Annotated in this window: 13 protein-coding genes and 1 tRNA gene; 6 read left to right on the forward strand and 8 right to left on the reverse strand. The window is 68.6% G+C overall.

The genetic code is table 11. The features are described from left to right. Window positions 1–79: 79 nt before the first annotated feature. Entirely contained in the window at window positions 80–2,392 is a 2,313-nt protein-coding gene (locus QWY80_RS00570; protein WP_290228725.1) for a heavy metal translocating P-type ATPase, read from the forward strand. A gap of 8 nt (window positions 2,393–2,400) precedes the next feature. Here QWY80_RS00570 and QWY80_RS00575 read toward each other — a convergent pair whose 3' ends face one another. Then, window positions 2,401–3,576: a BaiN/RdsA family NAD(P)/FAD-dependent oxidoreductase gene (locus QWY80_RS00575; RefSeq protein WP_290228726.1), complete on the reverse strand. Its 1,176-nt coding sequence runs from the start codon at window positions 3,574–3,576 to the stop codon at window positions 2,401–2,403. A 222-nt stretch (window positions 3,577–3,798) separates the two neighbouring features. Between QWY80_RS00575 and QWY80_RS00580 the strand changes: the two genes are divergently transcribed. Further along, window positions 3,799–4,893 carry an efflux RND transporter periplasmic adaptor subunit gene (locus QWY80_RS00580; protein WP_290228727.1) on the forward strand — a complete coding sequence of 365 codons (1,095 nt, stop codon included), beginning with the start codon at window positions 3,799–3,801 and terminating at the stop codon, window positions 4,891–4,893. After that, entirely contained in the window at window positions 4,893–8,006 is a 3,114-nt protein-coding gene (locus QWY80_RS00585; RefSeq protein WP_290228728.1) for an efflux RND transporter permease subunit, read from the forward strand. The genes QWY80_RS00580 and QWY80_RS00585 overlap by 1 nt, the downstream gene beginning before the upstream one ends. 214 nt (window positions 8,007–8,220) lie before the next feature. Here QWY80_RS00585 and QWY80_RS00590 read toward each other — a convergent pair whose 3' ends face one another. Then, complete coding sequence (locus QWY80_RS00590; protein ID WP_290228729.1) at window positions 8,221–9,591, reverse strand: MFS transporter; 1,371 nt, start codon at window positions 9,589–9,591, stop codon at window positions 8,221–8,223. Window positions 9,592–9,962: 371 nt separating this feature from the next. Here QWY80_RS00590 and QWY80_RS00595 point away from each other — a divergent pair, with 371 nt between their 5' ends. Both QWY80_RS00595 and QWY80_RS00600 read left to right on the forward strand, forming a co-directional pair. Then, on the forward strand, window positions 9,963–10,412 hold the full coding sequence (locus QWY80_RS00595; RefSeq protein ID WP_290228730.1) for a LexA family protein: 450 nt from the start codon (window positions 9,963–9,965) through the stop codon (window positions 10,410–10,412). Continuing rightward, window positions 10,400–11,677 carry a Y-family DNA polymerase gene (locus QWY80_RS00600; RefSeq protein ID WP_290228731.1) on the forward strand — a complete coding sequence of 426 codons (1,278 nt, stop codon included), beginning with the start codon at window positions 10,400–10,402 and terminating at the stop codon, window positions 11,675–11,677. Before QWY80_RS00595 ends, QWY80_RS00600 begins: the two co-directional genes overlap by 13 nt. Window positions 11,678–11,688: 11 nt before the next feature. Here QWY80_RS00600 and QWY80_RS00605 read toward each other — a convergent pair whose 3' ends face one another. After that, window positions 11,689–12,114, reverse strand: a complete 426-nt coding sequence (locus QWY80_RS00605) for a DUF3617 domain-containing protein (RefSeq protein WP_290228732.1) — start codon at window positions 12,112–12,114, stop codon at window positions 11,689–11,691. 91 nt (window positions 12,115–12,205) lie between these two features. Continuing rightward, entirely contained in the window at window positions 12,206–13,048 is an 843-nt protein-coding gene (locus QWY80_RS00610; protein ID WP_290228733.1) for a sterol desaturase family protein, read from the reverse strand. Window positions 13,049–13,235: 187 nt separating this feature from the next. On the opposite strand from QWY80_RS00610, the gene QWY80_RS00615 reads away from it, so the two are divergent. Continuing rightward, a tRNA-Ser gene (locus QWY80_RS00615) sits at window positions 13,236–13,323 on the forward strand. A 104-nt stretch (window positions 13,324–13,427) separates the two neighbouring features. On the opposite strand, the gene QWY80_RS00620 is transcribed toward QWY80_RS00615, so the two are convergent. From QWY80_RS00620 to QWY80_RS00635, 4 genes are all read right to left on the reverse strand, one after another. Then, the gene (locus tag QWY80_RS00620) at window positions 13,428–13,664 is read right to left on the reverse strand and encodes a hypothetical protein (RefSeq protein ID WP_290228734.1); all 237 of its coding nucleotides are present in this window, start codon (window positions 13,662–13,664) and stop codon (window positions 13,428–13,430) included. A gap of 316 nt (window positions 13,665–13,980) precedes the next feature. Further along, complete coding sequence (locus tag QWY80_RS00625; RefSeq protein WP_290228735.1) at window positions 13,981–15,531, reverse strand: hypothetical protein; 1,551 nt, start codon at window positions 15,529–15,531, stop codon at window positions 13,981–13,983. A 539-nt stretch (window positions 15,532–16,070) separates the two neighbouring features. Continuing rightward, window positions 16,071–16,193: a hypothetical protein gene (locus QWY80_RS00630; protein WP_290228736.1), complete on the reverse strand. Its 123-nt coding sequence runs from the start codon at window positions 16,191–16,193 to the stop codon at window positions 16,071–16,073. Next, window positions 16,193–17,368 (reverse strand): phage major capsid protein, encoded by a 1,176-nt coding sequence (locus QWY80_RS00635; protein ID WP_290228737.1) that lies wholly within the window; start codon window positions 17,366–17,368, stop codon window positions 16,193–16,195. The genes QWY80_RS00630 and QWY80_RS00635 overlap by 1 nt, the downstream gene beginning before the upstream one ends. Window positions 17,369–17,471 lie beyond the last annotated feature (103 nt).

Raw genomic sequence — 17,471 nt, forward strand, 5'->3', positions numbered from 1 at the left:
TACCGACGAGCGCGCCCGCTGCCCTTGTGTTATCCGAGGGTTCTACGCTGAAGGGGTCGCTCTCACTCAGGATGCCCTCATGTCTCAGCATGCCAATGCCAGCCAGACGGTGAAGGATCCGGTCTGCGGGATGGACGTCGATCCCCACGCGACCGAGCACCGAGCCTCCCACGCGGACAGGACCTGGTACTTCTGCTCCGGCAGGTGCCGGGACAGATTCGAGGCCGATCCCGAGGCCTACCTGGGCGACGGGGAGCCATCCGAGCCGGCACCGCCGGGGACCATCTACACCTGCCCCATGCACCCCGAGATCCGCCAGGAAGGCCCCGGCGACTGCCCGATCTGCGGCATGGCACTGGAGCCCGAGACGGTAACGGCCGATAGCGGCCCGTCGGAGGAGCTGCGGGACATGACCCACCGCCTCTGGATCGGCCTGGCGCTGGCGCTGCCGGTGCTGGTGCTGGAGATGGGCGGCCACGTCATCGGGCTCGACCACCTGATCGCCCCGCAGGTCTCCAACTGGATCCAACTGGTGCTGGCCACGCCGGTGGTGGCCTGGGCCGGTGCGCCCTTCTTCGTTCGCGGCTGGCGCTCCATCGTTCGGCGCCGCCTCAACATGTTCACCCTGATCGCCGTCGGCACCGGGGCGGCGCTGGTCTACAGCCTGCTGGCGACGCTGACGCCGGGCATCTTTCCCGAGACCTTCCGCCAGCAGGACGGTTCGGTGGCGGTCTACTTCGAGGCCGCCGCGGTGATCGTGGTGCTGGTGCTGCTCGGCCAGGTACTGGAACTGCGTGCCCGGGAGAAGACCTCCGGGGCGATCCGTGCCCTCCTCGACCTGGCCCCGGCCACCGCCCGACGCATCGACGACGAAGGCGAAGAAGAGGAGGTCTCCCTTGACCAGGTCCAGGTCGGCGACCGGCTGCGCGTCCGCCCCGGCGACAAGGTACCGCTGGACGGCGAGGTGCTGGAAGGGCGCTCCAACGTCGACGAGTCGATGGTCACCGGCGAGCCCCTGGCGGTGCGCAAGGCGGCCGGCGACGGCGTGATCGGCGGCAGCATCAACGGCCAGGGCTCGTTCATCATGCGCGCCGACAAGGTGGGCCGCGACACCATGCTGTCGCAGATCGTGCAGATGGTGGCCAGCGCCCAGCGCAGCCGCGCCCCCATCCAGGGGCTCGCCGACAAGGTGGCCGGCGTCTTCGTGCCGGCGGTGATCCTGGTGGCCGTGGTGGCCTTCATCGCCTGGTCGCTGTGGGGGCCCGCACCGCCCATGGCCTTCGGCCTGATCGCCGCGGTCAGCGTGCTGATCATCGCCTGCCCCTGTGCCCTGGGTCTGGCGACGCCCATGTCGATCATGGTGGGCGTGGGTCGCGGCGCCCAGGCCGGCGTGCTGATCCGCGACGCCGAGGCGCTGGAGCGCCTGGAGCAGGTCGATACCCTGGTCGTCGACAAGACCGGCACCCTCACCGAAGGCAAGCCCCGGGTGACGGCACGGCTGCCGGTAGAAGGCTTCGACGAGGACGAGCTGCTGCGGCTGGCCGCGGGACTGGAGCGCGGCAGCGAGCACCCCTTGGCGCAGGCCATCGTCGAGAAGGCCGAGGAGGCAGGGCTGGCGCTGTCCGAGGCCGAGGAGTTCGAGTCGCCCAACGGCAGGGGCGTGGTGGGCCGGGTCGAGGGTCACCGGGTGGCGCTGGGCAATCGCCTGCTGATGGAGGACGAGGGCGTCGACACCGCCGACCTGGAGGAGGATGCCGAGCGACTGCGCGGCGACGGCGCCACGGTGATCTTCGCCGCCGTGGACGGCCGACCGGCCGGGCTGCTGGCCATCGCCGACCCAATCAAGGAAACCACCGCCGAGGCGATCCGGGCGCTGCAGGACGCCGGCCTGCGGGTGGTGATGCTCACCGGCGACAACCGCACCTCCGCCGAGGCGGTGGCCCGTCGCCTGGGTATCGACGAGGTGGAGGCCGAGGTGCTGCCCGAAGACAAGGGCCGGGTGGTGCAACGCCTGCGCGACGAGGGTCGCGTGGTGGTGATGGCCGGCGACGGCGTCAACGACGCCCCCGCCCTGGCCACCGCCGACGTGGGCATCGCCATGGGCACCGGCACCGACGTGGCCATCGAGAGCGCCGGCGTGACCCTGCTGCGCGGCGACCTGACCGGCATCGTCGAGGCGCACCGCCTGTCGAGGGCCACCATGCGCAACATCCGCCAGAACCTGTTCTTCGCCTTCGTCTACAACGCCGCGGGGGTGCCGATCGCCGCCGGCATCCTCTACCCCGTCACCGGCCTGCTGCTGTCGCCGATCATCGCCGCGGCGGCGATGTCGCTCTCCTCGGTGAGCGTGATCGCCAACGCCCTGCGCCTGCGGCTCGCCGCCCTGGGCTGAGCCGCTCGCTACAGGGCGTTGCCGCAGGCCACCCCACTGGCCCAGGCCCACTGGAAGTTGTGGCCGCCCAGTTCGCCGGTGACGTCGAGCACCTCGCCGATGAAGCGCAGCTGGGGCAGCCCCTCCACGGCGAAGGTCTTCGACGAGACGGCGCGGGTGTCCACGCCGCCCAGGGTCACCTCGGCGGTGCGCCAGCCCTCGGTGCCGGCGGGCTTGAGCCGCCAGGCCTGGAGCGCCTCGGCCCAGGCCTGCAGGCGGGCGTTGCCGCACTCGGCGAGCACGCCGTCGTCGCCGTGCCAGTCCACCAGCGCCTGGGCCAGGCGCCGCGGCAAGTGCTCGCCGAGCCAGGCCGAGAGCCGGCGCCGCGGCGTCTCGCGGCGGGCGGCACACAGCGCCGCGAAGGCATCCTGTCCCGGCAGCAGGTCGAGGGTCAGCTCGTCGCCGGGCTGCCAGTGGCTCGAGACCTGCAGCATCGCCGGGCCCGAAAGCCCGCGATGGGTGAACAGCATCGGCTCGCGGTAGCGGCCGTCGCGGCAGCGCGCCTCCACCTCACAGGCCACGCCGGACAGCGCCGCCGCGTGCTCCTTCCACTGGGAGGTGAGGGTGAAGGGCACCAGGGCCGGGCGGGTCTCGGTGACATCGAGGCCGAACCGGCGGGCCAGATCAAAGCCGAAGCCGGTGGCCCCCATGGTGGGAATGGAGAGCCCGCCGGTGGCCACCACCACCGCCCCGCAGTCGATGGGCCCCAGCGAGGTGGCCAGCCGCATGCCATCGCCCTGGCGTTCCACCGCCTCCACGGCGGTCTTGAGGCGGATGTCCACCCCGGCCCAGTCGCACTCGGTGAGCAGCACCCGGGTGATCTCTTTCGCCGAATCGGCGCAGAACAGCTGGCCCGGCGCCTTCTCCACATACTCCACCCCGTGGCGCTCCACCAGCTCGACGAAGTGCTCGGGCCGGTAGCGCTTCAGCGCCGAGATGCAGAAGGCCGGATTCCCGGAGAAGAAGTTGGCCGGCGTGGAGGCCAGGTGGGTGAAGTTGCAGCGCCCGCCCCCGGACATCAGGATCTTCTTCCCCGCCTTGTTGGCATGGTCCACCACCAGCACCCGCCGTCCGCCATAGCCGGCGGTCAGGGCACACATCAGCCCCGCCGCCCCGGCGCCGATCACCACCACGTCGTATGTCACCCGCTGCCCTCCCCGGCTCGCCGCGAGGCACGCATTCTATCAGCCCACCGGCCCGCCGCCGACCTCGCGCGAGGCTGGAGAATCATGTACAAGACTTATACACTGAAGAAAGGGAATGAACTTGTGCATTCTTGCCACACTCTGCCCGCGCCGTCCGGTTAGGCTGTACAAGACGCCCGAAGGATCGGGACCGCAACCCTCGCTCATCGACAAGATCGCCCCATGCCACCACTCCTCGCCCCACGCTCCCTGCGCCTGCTGCTCGGCCTGCTGCTGGTCGCCACCACGACGCTGCATGCCCAGCAGCCCACCGCGGTGATCGCCGCCCGCGCCACCCTGTCGTCCTGGTCCGACCCCCTGGAGTCGCTGGGCACCCTGCGCGCCGACGAGAGCGTGACCCTCTCGGCCACGGTGACCGATATCGTGCGCGAGCTGAACTTCCGTGACGGCGACACCGTCGAGGCCGGCCAGCTGCTGGTGCGCCTGGCCGACGACGAGGCCAGGGCCGACCTGCGCGCCGCCCAGGCGCTGCGCGACGAACGCCGCAATGCGGTGAACCGCCTCGCCCAGCTGCAGGGCCGCAACCTGGCGCCGCGCGCCGACGTGGAGGACGCCCGGGCGCAGCTGCGCCAGGTGGAGGCGGAGATCCAGGCCCTCGAGGCCCGGCTCGCCGACTACCGCATCCAGGCTCCCTTCGCCGGCCGGGTGGGCTTTCGCGACGTCAGCGTCGGCACCCTGGTGACGCCGGGCACCGAGCTGGTCACCCTGGATAAGCTGGACGTCATGAAGCTCGACTTCACCCTGCCCGAGACATCGCTCGGCCAGCTCGCCGAGGGCCTGTCGCTGACCGCCACCAGCCCCGCCTTCCCGAACGACGTCTTCGAGGGCGAGATCGCCAGTATCGGCAGCCGGGTCGATCCGGTCAGCCGCAGCGTCACGGTGCGTGCCGAGCTCGACAACCCCGAGTTGCGGCTGCGCCCCGGCATGCTGATGAGCGTGGTGGTGCGGCGCGCCCCGCGGGAGGCCCTGGTGATCCCCGAGTCGGCGCTGATCCCCCAGGGACAGCGCCAGTACGTGCTGGTGCTGGACGAGGACGACGACTACCGGGTGGCCCGCCGCGAGATCGCCATCGGCGCCCGCCGCGAGGGCGAGGTGGAGGTGCTCGAGGGCCTGGCGGAGCACGACCTGGTGGTGGCCCACGGCACCGAGCGGGTGCGCGATGGCCAGACCACCCGCCTGCTGGGCATCCTCGACGACGACACCAGCATCCCCGAACTGCTGCGCCGCGGCCGTGACCAGGCGGAGGCGAACGGCTGATGCGCCTCTCCGATGTCTCCGTCCAGCGGCCCGTGCTGGCCACGGTGCTGGCCGCGCTGATCGTCGCCTTCGGCCTGCTGGCCCTGCAGCGCCTGCCGCTGCAGGAGTACCCCTCCATCGACCCGCCGGTGGTCAGCATCGATACCCGCTACCCGGGCGCCTCCGCCAGCGTGGTGGAGACCCGCATCACCCAGGTGCTGGAGGACCGCATCTCCGGGGTCTCGGGCATCGAGGTGATCTCCTCCTCCAGCGAGGACGGCCGCTCCAGCATCAACGTGGAGTTCGGCCTCGACAAGGACATCGACGCCGCCGCCAACGACATCCGCGACCGCATCTCCGGCTCGTTGGACAACCTGCCCGAGGAGGCCGAGCCGCCCGAGGTGCAGAAGGCCGACTCCAGCTCCGACGTGGTGCTGTGGCTGTCGCTGTCCGGCGCGGACTACGACATGGCCGAGCTCACCGACTACGCCAACCGCTACCTGGTGGACCGCTTCTCGGTGCTGCCCGGGGTCTCCCAGGTGCGCGTCGGCGGCGGCCGCGAATACGCCATGCGCGTGTGGCTCGATGCCGACGCCCTGGCGGCCCGCGACCTCACCGCCGGCGACGTGGAAGACGCCCTGCGCGCCGAGAACGTGGAGCTGCCGGGGGGCGCCATCGAATCCCGCGAGCGCCAGTTCATCGTGCGCCTGCCGCGCAGCTTCGCCACCCCGGCGGACTTCCGTCGCCTGGTGCTCGACGAGGGCGACGACGGCTACCTGGTGCGCCTGGGCGACGTGGCCCGGGTGGAGATCGGCGCGGTGGAGGAGCGCACCATCTTCCGCGGCAACACCACCCCCATGGTGGGCCTGGGCATGATGAAGCAATCCACCGCCAACGTGCTGGAGATCTCCGAGGGCGTGCAGGCGGAGATGGAACGCCTGCAGGACACCCTCCCCGAGGGCATGGAACTGCGCCTGAACTTCGACGCCTCGGTGTTCGTCTCGGGCGCCATCTCCCAGGTGGTGCAGACCCTGTTCATCGCCATGGGCCTGGTGGTGGTGGCGATCTTCGTGTTCCTCGGCAACCTGCGCACCACCCTGATCCCCGCGGTGACCGTGCCCATCGCCCTGGTCGGCACCTTCGCCGCCCTGGCGGCCCTGGGCTTCACCATCAACCTGCTGACCCTGCTGGCCCTGGTGCTGGCCATCGGCCTGATCGTCGACGACGCCATCGTGGTGCTGGAGAACATCCACCGCCGCATGCACGACCACGGCGAGACGCCGCTGGTGGCGGCCTTCCGCGGCACCCGCCAGATCGCCTTCGCGGTGATCGCCACCACCCTGGTGCTGATCGCGGTGTTCGTGCCGCTGAGCTTCCTGCAGGGCGACATCGGCCGGTTGTTCTCGGAGTTCGCCCTGACGCTGGCCGCCGCCGTGGCCATCTCCAGCCTGCTGGCGCTGACCCTGACGCCGATGATGGCCTCCAAGATCCTCAAGGCAGAGATGCAGGAGGGCCGCCTGGCCCGGGCCGTGCAGTGGGCCCTGGAGCACTGCCGCTGCGTCTACCGGCGCCTGCTGGAGCGGGCGCTCAAGCTGCGCTTCGTCGTGCTGGCGCTGCTCGCCGGGGTGATCGGCGGCATGCTCTGGCTCAACGCCGAGCTGCCCAAGGAGTACACCCCCCAGGAGGACCGCGGCAACTTCTTCGTGCTGGTCAATGGCCCGCCCGGCGCCACCTACGACTACATGCTCGACTACATGGACGAGATCGAGACCCGGCTGATGCCCATGGTGGAGACCGGCGAGGTGGAGCGCGTGGTGGTCCGCGCACCGCGCGGCTGGGGCAATATCGAGAACTTCAACGGCGGTTTCGTCATTGTCAATCTGGCCGACTGGGGCGAGCGGCGCGACGCCTGGGCGATCATGGACGAGGTGCGCCGAAAGGTCGCCGACCTGCCCGGTATCCGTGCCTTCCCGGTGATGCGTCAGGGCTTCGGCGCCAGCGTGGAGAAGCCCGTGCAGTTCGTGCTCGGCGGCGGCACCTATGAGCAGCTCGCCGAGTGGCGCGACACCCTGCTCGCGCACATCCGCGAGGACAATCCCCGGCTGACGGGGTTGGAGAGCGACTACGAGGAGAACCAGCCGCAGCTGCGCGTGGACATCGACTACACCCGCGCCGCCGAGCTGGGCGTCACCGTCACCGAGATCGGCCGGACCCTGGAGACCCTGCTGGGCGGGCGCACCGTGACCCGCTACGTGGACGACGGCGAGGAGTACGACGTCATCCTCGAGGGCGAGCCCGGTGCCCGGCCCAGCCCCGCCAGCCTGGAGAGCCTGCGGGTGCGCTCGGCGCGCAGCGGCGAGCTGATCCCCCTGGCCAGCCTGGTGACCCTCACCGACTTCGCCGGCCCCAGCACGCTGAACCGCTTCAACCGGGTGCGCGCCATCACCCTCCAGGCCGACCTGGCCGACGGCTACCCGCTGGGCGAGGCGCTCGAGTACCTGGAATCGGCGGTGGCCGAGGTGCTGCCGCCGGAGGCCCAGACCGACGTCAAGGGCGCCTCCCGCGATTACCAGGAGGCCAGCGGCGCCACCGCCTTCCTGCTGGGCATGGGCATCCTGGTGGTGTTCCTGGTGCTGGCCGCCCAGTTCGAGAGCTTCGTGCACCCCTTCGTGATCATGCTCAGCGTGCCGCTGGCGATCTGCGGCGCCCTGCTGGGGCTCTTCCTCACGGGCCAGTCGCTCAACATCTACAGCCAGGTGGGCCTGGTGATGCTGGTGGGGCTCGCCGCCAAGAACGGCATCCTGATCGTGGAGTTCGCCAACCAGCTGCGCGACCAGGGCTGGGCCTTCCACGACGCCTTGGTGGAGGCCGCCGTCACCCGCCTGCGCCCCATCGTGATGACCGCGGTGACCACCATGGCCGGCGCCGTGCCGCTGATCGTCTCCAGCGGCGCCGGCGCCGAGACCCGCCTGGTGATCGGCACCGTGATCCTCTGCGGGCTGGCCGCCGCCACCCTGTTCACGCTGTTCGTGGTGCCGGTGGCCTACGACCTGCTGGCGCGCCGCACCGGCTCGCCGGGCGACGTGGCCCGCCGCCTGGAACGCGAGATGGGCGAGCAGCCCGCCGGCCACTGACTGCCCCCGCCGGGTCGGCCCGCGCCGACCCGGAGGCCGACCGCGACTGCCAGGTATGGGGCGTGGTCACCGCCGTCATCCACGAACGGCTGACGCCGCCATGTTCGGCTGACCGACGGTAACGACTGCTAGGTCAGCTGCGAGCGGGCCAACCAAGCCGCACCATCCAGAGGACTGCGGCCACAGTAGAACGAAAGGGCTTCTTCCCGTGATATCACGACGGCCATCTCGCGTGATGGCCATCGATCACGAAGACGTGCCTATGCCGGCCACCGGGGTGATGGTGGGGATGGCTGTGGGGTTCCGGCCCCTCCCATCCCTCGTGCGCGTGCTGATGGTGCTCATCGTGGTAGTGCAGGTGGGCGTGGGTCATGGGGGCGTGCTCGTGCTCGAGGACCATCGGGTCAGGGGGACGCCAGACAAGGGCCGCGAGCCCCGTCGCCGCCAGTGCTGTCGTTCCCAACAGGGCGAAGGTTCCGGCCAGCCCCAGGTGCATCCCCATCCAGCCCGCCAGCGGGTAGGCGGCCAGCCAGCAGCCGTGTGACAGCGAGAACTGCGCAGCAAACAGCGCCGGTCGGTCCTCGGGCTGGCAAGAACGCTTGAGCAGGCGCCCGGTGGGAGTCATGACCAGCGAGGCGCCGGCCCCCAGCAGCCACCATAGCCCGAGCAGTCCGGCGAACCCGGGGCCGAGCACGCCCAGGAAGAGGCTCAGCGTCATCAGGAGGCCCCCCAGCAGCATCAGCGGACGCTCGCGCACCCGCTCCAGGACTCGGGGCAGCAGCAAGGCCACCAGCATGGACCCCCCACCGGCCGCGGCAAAGGCCAGGGCCACCTCGCGCTCGCCCAGGCCCAGGGCGGAGCGCACGACCACCACGGTGTTGACGATCTGCATGGCCCCGGAGGCCGCGACCGCCAGGTTCAACGCCAGCAGTCCGCGCAGCCGGGGCGTCTCCAGGTAGATCCGCATGCCGTGGGAGACGCGCCGCCAGACGCCGGGCGCGTCCGCCACGGGGCGAGGCGACGGCAGCGTCACCGACACGACCAGGGCCGCCGAGAGCAGGAACGCCAGGGCGTTGAGCAGGAACAGGACATCGAAGCCCATCACCACCAGCAGCGCCGCCGCGGTCAGGGGACTCAGCAGGTTCTCCAGGTCATAGGCGAGACGCGACAGCGACAACGCCCGGGTATACTGCCCCTCGTCTTCGAGGATGTCGGGGATCGTCGCCTGGAAGACCGGCGTAAAGCCCGCCGAGCCGGCATTGAGCAGGAAGATCAGCACATAGACCTGCCACACCTCGGTGACGAAGGGCAGCGCGCAGACCACGGCCGCACGCAACAGGTCCAGGCCGACCAGCAGCCAGCGCCGGGGCAGGCGCGCCGCATAGGCCCCCACCAGCGGAGCGATGCCCACGTAGGCCACCATCTTGATCGCCAGGGCCGTACCCAGCACGACTCCCGCCTGCCCGGCGGCCAGGTCATGGGCCAGCAGCGCGAGAGCGACCGTGGTCAGGCCGGTGCCAACGAGCGCTATGACCTGGGCCAGAAACAGATGGCGGTAGACGCGGTGGGCGAGTACGTCGAGCATGGGACCTCCTCGAGGGGCAGTGGCGCCTCATTAGAGCTTACAGGTAGCGGGCGATCGCCTTGAACTCCTCAGGCTCGCTCAAGGGGCCGATGACCTCCTCCAGGCAGTGATCGATATGGCCCTGCACCAGGGGCTTCTGGCCTGCGGGATGGCCTGTTCCACGGCTTTGGGCTGTCGACCAGGATCATCGAATACGCGATCTGCCGGACGGCCTGCTGGCGTTCAACGTCGAGGGGGAGATCGGCCAGCTACTCCGATCCTCCCACCCGTGCCGAACTGCCCTTGCATGCCGGTGGCGGGCTTCGCTCCACGGTATTTGGCCGATCCTCCCCTTTACTGTATAAATATCAGTATCGAGAAGGAGGCTTGCCATGTCCGCCATTCGCTTTCCCCATCCCGAGCCGCCCCCGCTGCCCCTGAGCCATCCACTGGACAGCGGTCGCGCCGGGCTCTCGGGCTTTCCCAGCCCCGCCCAGGACTACGAGGCGCGCACCCTGGACCTCAATGCCCACCTGGTGAAACGCCCCGCCGCCACCTTCTTCATGACGGTGAAGGGCGACAGCATGGAGGGCCTGGGCATCCAGGACGGCGACCTGCTGGTGGTGGACCGCGCCATCGAGGCCCGCCCCGGCCATGTGCTGGTGGCCATGGTCGAGGGCGAGATCACCGTGAAGCACTATGCGCTGCTCGATGGCCGGCCCCACCTCTGCTCCGCCAACCCGCGCTATGCACCGATCCCGGTGGCCGAGCGCGACTGCCAGGTCTGGGGCGTGGTCACCGCGGTCATCCACGAGCTGCTGACGCCGCCATGTTCGGGCTGATCGACGGCAACAACTTCTACGTCAGTTGCGAGCGGGTCTTCCAGCCACGCCTGCTGGGGCGCCCCGTGGGGGTGATGTCCAACAACGACGGCTGCGTGGTCGCCCGCTCCGAGGAGCTCAAGGCGCTGGGCGTGGCCATGGGTACCCCCGCCTTCGAGCTGCGTCCCCGGTGGAGGCGCGGCGAACTCGAGCTGCTCTCCTCCAACTACGAACTCTACGCCGACATGTCCCGGCGGGTACGCGCGGTGCTCGAGGAGCTCTGCGCCGGGGTCGAGCCCTACTCCATCGACGAGATGTTCATCCGCTGCGAGGGCTTCACCGCCGCGCGCTTGCATGCGCATGCCCGCGACCTGCACCGGCGGGTCCACCGCTACACCGGCATCCCGGTGAGCGTGGGCATCGCCCCGACCCGTACCCTGGCCAAGCTGGCCAACCGCGCCGCCAAGGCGCTGCCGGGCTACGACGGGGTCTGCGTCCTCAGCCCCGGCAGCCATGAGACCCAGGCGATCCTCCGGCAGACGCCAATGGCGGCGATATGGGGCCTGGGTCAGCGCCTGGTCGAGCGTCTGGCACTGCTCGGCATCCACACGGCCCGGGACCTGGCCGAGGCCGACCCCATGCGCATCCGCCGGCACATCTCCGTGGTGCTGGAGCGCACCGCCCTGGAGTTGCGCGGCGTGCCCTGCATCGAGATGCACGACCTCGACGCGGCCCGCCAGCGCATCATGACCTCGCGCTCCTTCGGCCGCCCGACCGGCGAGCTCGGCGAACTGCGCGAGGCGATTCGCCAGCACGCCCAGCGCGGTGCCGAGAAGCTGCGCACCCAGCACGGCCTGGCGCGGGCGGTCCACGTCTTCCTCAAGACCGACCCCCACCGCCCCGACCTGGCGCAGTACTCACCCGCCGCCATCGTCGAGCTGGCCCGGCCCAGCGACGACAGCCGCGAGATCATCCAGGCCGCCCAGCAGGCGCTGACGGCCATCCACCGGCCGAACCACCGTTTCATGAAGGCCGGGGTGATGCTACTCGACCTGGTCGAAACCCGGCGCCGTCAGCTCTCGCTGCTGGACGCCCCCCAGGCCCAGGCCGAACGGGAGCGCAGCGAACGCCTGATGGCGACGCTGGACGAGATCAATCGGCGAATGGGACGCGGCACCGTCACCCTCGGCCGCCCCCGTCCGGGGGCGGCCTGGCAACTGCGCTGCGCGCATCTCAGCAACCGCTGGACGACGCGCTGGGACGAACTGCCCGTGGCCCGGTGCTGAGGCAGGCGGGATCAGCAGTCGCCGATGCGGCGACCCTCCATCTGGGTGTTCATCTGCATCTCGCCCATCTGCGACTGGACGGTGACGTCGACCTGGCCCTCGGTGGTCTCGCCGAGGAAGTCCATGCGGCCGTCGATGTTGGCCTCACCGCCCTCAGCCTCGCACACCATGCGGTAGTCCATGCCGTCGGCATCGACGTTGTGCTCGAGCAGTTCGCAGCCCTCCTCTTCCTCGATCATCTGGAAGTCGGGGTCGTCCAGGTCGCCCTGGGCGATGCACTCGCGGGAGGTCTCGGTCTGGTCGGGGATCGGCATATCGCCCTGCACCGAGGTGGTGCTGGTGAACTCCCACTCACCGGGCACGATGTTAGGCGTCTCGGCCAGGGCGGTGAGCGGCAGGGCCAGCAGCAGGCCGGCGAGCATGGGGCGTAAGGACATGGGGACTCTCCCTGTCGATGGATGGTCCGCCCAGCATAGCCCAGTCGCCCGTCCGAGGGCAGGCCCCGCCGCATCGCGTCGCAGGCGACCCTCAGGGCCCCGGCGCGCCGGGTCGCGGCGGCGAGCCGTCCGGCCGCCGGAAGGGCTGCAGCAGCATGCGGTCGAGCCGCAACCAGCGCGGGTCGCGGAACTCGTGCAGGCCGATGGTCATGGTCTCGTGGCCGTCGCGGGGGGCGGCCCGGTAGGTGCCCAGCAGCCGGTCCCAGCACGAGAGATTGAAGCCGTAGTTGCTGTTGGTCTCCTCGGGATGCCAGGAGTGGTGGATGCGGTGCATTTCCGGGGTGACCAGCACCCAGCGCAGCGGGCGCTCCAGGCGAGGCGGCAGGCGCACGTTGCCGTGGGTGAACATCGAGGTGGCGTTGAGCAGCACCTCGAAGACCAGCACCGCCAGCCCCGGAACCCCCAGCATGGCCACCACTCCGGCCTTGATCAGCATGGAGAGCAGGATCTCCAGCGGATGGAAGCGCAGCCCCGTGGTCACGTCGAAGTCGAGATCGGCATGGTGCATGCGGTGCAGCCGCCACAGGGCAGGCACCGCATGGAAGAGCACGTGCTGGGCCCAGATCGCCAGGTCCAGGAAGACGACGCCCAGCGGCAGGGTCAACCATAGCGGCCAGCCCAGCCACTGCAGCAGCCCCCAGCCATTGGCCTCCACGAACAGGCCCAGCGCCACCGCCCCGGCCGGGAAGAGCAGCCGCACCAGCAGGGTATCCAGGGCCACGATGCCGGCGTTGTTGAGCCAGCGCAGGGCCCGGCTCACCGTGGGCGCGCGACGCGGCGCCAGCCGCTCCCAGGCCAGCATGCCCCCCAGCACCAGCAGGAAGGCCCCCAGCCGGATCGCGACCTCGTTGACCCCGAGCGCCTCGACGTCCAAGCCCCACCTCGCATGACGGCGACCGATCGCTGGACTATCGAGTTCGCCCTCCACGGCTGTCAAGCGGCCCGGCCGGGCGGCTACCCCACAACACCGGAAACGGCTTGCATTCGCGCACTTAGGTCGTTAACATACGCGCCGTTCTGACGCGAAAGGCCCAGCCGCCCGGGCGTGGGAACCACAATGCGGAGGGGTGTCCGAGTGGTCGAAGGAGCACGCCTGGAAAGTGTGTAAGTCGAAAGGCTTCGAGGGTTCGAATCCCTCCCCCTCCGCCAATACAGTTTCAGAATCAGGTAGTTAGCGACGATTTCGCAAGCTGCCCAACAACCCGCCCCACAAGCCGGAAACGGTAGTGAGGCGGGTTTTTTGCGTCAGGGCATCACCCGTTGATGCGATGCCGGTCATGCCGGCCAGGCGCTCGCCCTGGGGTGATCTCGTCGGCCAGGTCGGCCTCCAGCGCCTCCAGACGCTTCTCCAGCCAAGCCATAGCGCGCTGGTCGCCGCGGTGCATCGCCCATACCAGGCGGCGGTGCAGGCGCTCTCGCCCCTCCTCCAACCGGTCGGCCCGATAGGCGGCGCTGTCGCGCAGTTTGTGAGCGAATGGGTCGCGAGGCATGACGTCACTCCTTGGTGATAGCGCAAGTATCGACGGCGGTGGCTTGTAGTTTCAGGCATGAAATTTGCTTGGTGGCCCGGTTCCTGCAATTGCACAAATTGTCCCATCAAGCAATATTCGTGCCTAAACGGCATGGCGCCCGCCGGATAGTCCTGGATTATTCATCGGTGATGGCCACCATGACGGGCACGCTGCGGGGATGCCTCCAGGGGCTCGCCTTGAAGCTAGAAGGATCACATGATGCAAAGACTTTCTGTGATGCGCCGAACGGGCTGGGTGGTCTGCGGGAGAAAAAACCCCCAGCCAGCGGGTCAGGTCATCGGCTGCTAACACTGCCGGCCACGCCTTGCAGCACGTCGGCGAGCTGTTGGGCGAAGGCATCATCACCTTGCACTGTGCCGACGTCCTGGTCATTTACCTTGAAGTGAATCGTGTGGGTTGTGCCGGATCCGCCGCCCGTTGCCCCCGCCACGGCTTGCACGGCGCTATCCAGTTTCATCGATGGTGCCACGCCACCCGTCTCGAACTGGTCGGCGCTCATCGGCGTGATGCTGGACAGGTTGAGCCCAGCGGCGAGCGCCGCGGCGAGCTCGGGAACGGCGCCCTGCGAGTTGGTCGGCACGACACCCGCCCCGGTCATCTGCCTGATCAGGTTGTCCCGGGAGGCGGTCATGGCGGCAGCGGCGTCATCGACTGAGTTGGCCAGGATGCCGACATTGGCGGCGGCGGCGATGGCGTTGTCGTTCAGCTCCGGCAGGGCCGGGCTCTTGCTGGCGGCGTCCATGTGCTCGAGGAGCCTGTCGAGGGACGCCACGGCATCGGACCCGATGCCCTCACCGCTGGCCAGTTGGGCCCGCTCGGCCTGGATCTGCTGAAGATCCATGAAGCCGTCCGGCAGGGTGTCGTCACCCTCGATCATGTTGTTGATCGTGCCGCCGATGGCCTTGGCCTGCGCTTCAATCTCACGAATGCCGAGATACATGTCATAGGCGTCTTCCAGCCCGCTGGTCAGCACCTGCACACCCTGCACCGAGTCGCGCATGGCGGTAACGATGGCCATTGCCAGGGCTTGCGCTGCCTCCCTCGGACCACCAAAGCCGGCGGTGATCTCGTCCAGCCAGTTAAGCACCCCCTCGAAGGTGGGCGACAGCTCGGCGCCCAGCTGGGTCTGAAAGCCGCTCACCATGTTCGAGGCGCGCTCGAGCATCTGGTCGAAGCCCTGGGCAACCTCGGCCTGTTCGCTGGTCACGACGGCGCCAAAGTTCTTTCCCTCATCAGCCAGGGTGCGGAATCGCTCGGCGCTGTTGTCCAGCAGGGGAATCAACCGGCTCGCGTCGTCCGCGATCGACTCCATGAAGAACGTCTTTTCGTTCTGGCTCAGGCCGTCCAGGGCCTCACCGATGCGCAGCAAGGCTTGATCCGGTGCCAGGCCGATGAAGTCCGCGGCCTGTAGGCCAAGCTGCTCGAAGACATCAGCCGCCTCACCGCCACCAGTGCGGGCGAAGTCGCCTACCTTGTCGTTCAGGTCCTTGAAGATGTCGCGGACCTTGCCACCTTTCCCGCCCATGGCCTCGAAGGCGTATTCCCACGCGCTCAGGTCGCCGGCCGTGGTGTTCAGGATCTCGGCTTCGCGGACAAGCTCCCGCATATCCTTGGACGTCGATGCAGCCGAGGCGGCCAGGACGCCGGCACCGGCAGCAGCAGCGACACCGGCAGCCGTGAAGGCAGTGCCGACGGCGCGTAGGTCTTTCTCGACACTCTTCCGCCATTGCTTCGCGCTGCGCTGGGCCTTGGTCATGCCCTTATCCCACGATCCGGTACGGGCGACCAGGTCGAGCGTCAGCTGCCCGAGTGATTTAGTAGCCATGGGTTACCTCATTGTCAGGTCTTCATCGTGTCTTCCGCCGTCAGATCTTCGTCTTTCCCGCGGTGTTTACCCCACCTATGCCGTCCACCTGGCCCTAAATCCTCAACCCCTTCCGGCCAAGGACAAGAGACGTTGCCGCTCACCCTCGAAGTAGCTCTCGGCGAGATGGTGGGCGAGGCGGTTGGCCTCGGACTTGCTGAGATGGGGAAGTGCACGCAGGCGCTTCCGCTCGCGCTCCTCGAAGAGGCGAGCTGCGTTGTACGCCTGGCGGTTCACCACGGAGCGATCCTTACGGGTCAGACGCTTTCCGCTTTCGACAGGGGCCGGTACTGGCCAGTTGTAATAGGCCGGCCACATGGGCGCTCGGTCATGGTCGCTGCTCATAGGGAGTACCATTGCGGGCAGGAAGGGAAGCCAGCCGCGACGCCCTCTGAAGCTGTGGTTGGCGTCCGCTGGCTGTCGGGGTTTTTCTGCGTCCAGGCACTCGCCGACTGATCCTGGGAGCGGTGGGGGAAACTCACTAGGGGGCCCCTATCCGCTCAAACTCCCCCTGTGTTCTGCTGACGAAGGTGCTTGCGCTTGTTGCCCTGGACGCGGATCTTCTCGCGGCGCTTGGCGCCTTGGTCGATACGGTCCAGGGCCTTCCTCAGTGCCTTACGCATCAGGCACCTGAGGTGGTGAGGTCGATCTTGTAGACCGCGAAGGTGTCGGTCACTTCCAGGCCGGCGCGAAGCTCACCGAGGATCAGCAGCAGGTTCCGCGTCATATAGTCCGCGTGGCTGTTGCTGAGCATGATGGTCGGCTGTTCACGGTCCAGCACCGAGACGAAGTTGGTGTCGATCGTGTAGGCCACGTCCTGCGGCACCGAGGCGCTCGGGATGATCACCTGATTCCACAGCGCTTCATCGACGGGCATCGTCGGCGAGCCGAACAGATACTCGTTGTCGGGGTTCTTGGTAATCTGGAGCGCGAACCAGTCGATGCTGTTCATCAGCACCAGGTTCGGCATATAGCCGGCATCGGCCTGGCGCACCAGGGACTCGCCGATGATGTCGGCGGCGGGACCGCCGGCGGTGATCGTCGGGACGAATGCCGAGCTATCGTTGGCCAGCCCCACGATCTTGCCGCCTGAGGAGGAGGCGCTGCCGCCGTTGATGATCATATCCTCCAGCTTGCTCAGCAGCTTGTAGCGAATCACCTGGTCGATGGCGCGTTGCAGGGCCGCGTGATCCGACAGCACCTGGCGACTCACCGTAGTATGACCCGCCACCGTGGCGATTTCGCAGCGCTTCAACTCGCCATCGAAGGTGATCTCGGCCTTGGTGTCGCCTTCCGCCTCTTGCTCGTCAGCGTCCCCGCTGGCGTTGAGCTGCACGAACTCCACCGCATCGGAGCCGGTGGGCCGTGACGGCAGCACGTCCAGCAGACGCAGCCGGCGGCGTCCACCCTGCGGCACGATGGCGCCCCGCTCGGGGTTGCTCGGCATGGTGTTGGTCGGGTCGTCATGGGTCAGTGCCGCCTTGATGGGGGCGGTTGCTTTCAGTCGACAGGTGCCCTGGTTCCATTGCTCCAAGCTCTGGAAGGCACTGTTGCTCTCGGCATCACTGAGCACAATGGAGCCCAACGAGGCGGGGCCGCCCATGCCTGGGGGAGTGATACCACCACCGCCGTCTGCAACGGCTTGCTCCAGGGCGTGGATCCGCGCGTTGGCCTCCGCAACGGTCTGTTTTACCTCACCAGTGAAGTGCTTCATGTCGTCACCGAAAGCTTTCAGGTCGACATCGAGTTGCTTCAGATTGTCTTGAGTTTTTTGATATTGCTCTACAACGTTAACCATTGGTTTAACCCTCGGCTTTGGTAATGGGTGCCTGGTTATCATCGGCGACAGAGCAGATAACCAACATGCCTTTTAATGTCTTTCCGTCCCGCTACCAGTCTTC

This window comes from Halomonas ramblicola, from assembly GCF_030409215.1.
Classification (GTDB): Bacteria; Pseudomonadota; Gammaproteobacteria; order Pseudomonadales; family Halomonadaceae; genus Halomonas; species Halomonas ramblicola.